The sequence below is a fragment of the Brachyspira suanatina genome (assembly GCF_001049755.1).
GTDB lineage: Bacteria > Spirochaetota > Brachyspiria > Brachyspirales > Brachyspiraceae > Brachyspira > Brachyspira suanatina.
The window spans coordinates 1-1,085 of record NZ_CVLB01000013.1; the positions used below are offsets into that span (position 1 = coordinate 1).

General features: G+C 24.0%; 1 pseudogene. It reads left to right on the forward strand.

The annotated features are described in order from the left end of the window. Positions 1-1,085, forward strand: a pseudogene (locus BRSU_RS14010) (lysozyme inhibitor LprI family protein); the annotation flags it as partial.

Genomic DNA, 1,085 nt, shown 5'->3' on the forward strand with positions numbered 1-1,085 from the left:
GGAAACAAAGAAACAAATCAATCAGAACAAAATACTCAAACTAATCAAAAATCACAAAACAACAATACACAATCTCAAAATATTCAAACTAATACATCACAAACAAATAATCAAAAAGAATTCTTTGATATGAAATATGTTTATAAAGGTATTAGAGCAGATAAAACCAAATTTGATGAAAAGCTTAAAAAATTAAGAGAAAATAATGAATATGCAAAAAGGAATTTTGATTTTCTTAATAGAAAATTTGCAAATGATGATGAAAGAAAAAATATTCTATAGAGTTTATATCAAATGTTAATTATGCTACATTAGATCTAGAATTCTTAATAAGCTGGGGTAACTGGGTCATATATAGTGAAGTTGAAGATTATTATGCTGTTGGATATCTATATGTTGATCAAAATTTAGCATTAAAAAAAGCAAGAGAAGAATTATTGAAATTAAATAAAAAAGATGCTGATGTTTATTTAGCCTTATTCTTATCTCATTTTGTTACAGATTCACTTTACTATTTTGAAGAAGAGAAAAAATATTTAACAGAATGGAAAAAGGCAGGCGGAACTAATATATCTATGATGATAGCAAAGTATGATGATGATAATGCTTATAGTAATAAAATGAAATTAGTTGATTATATAATAGAAGCTCCCGATTCTTTAAGAGCAGAAAAATTAGTTGCTGATGCTTATAAAGATAATTTCTATAAGTACATTGTAAAAGATAATGGATATATAGATTTATTCAATGAAAATAATTATTCTTTAACTTCAATTGAATTGGAAGGTACAGCCCGTTTATCTTCAGTAGAAATAGCAGAAGAAATAGGCAATACAAATATAATGAAGAAATATATAAAAACTTATATAAATAATAGATTAGCTAATGATGATATACAAGACTATTTAGAATATTATCAAAATTATAACAATATTAATGCAGTTTATTGTTATGACGGTTGGAATAACCTTAATTTACTTGAGTTTAAAAAGAATACATTTTAAATTGAAAGCACTATGAAGGGATTAGTAAATATGCATTATTATAATCCTGATTTTATAAAAGATAATTTATATGCTCCATTT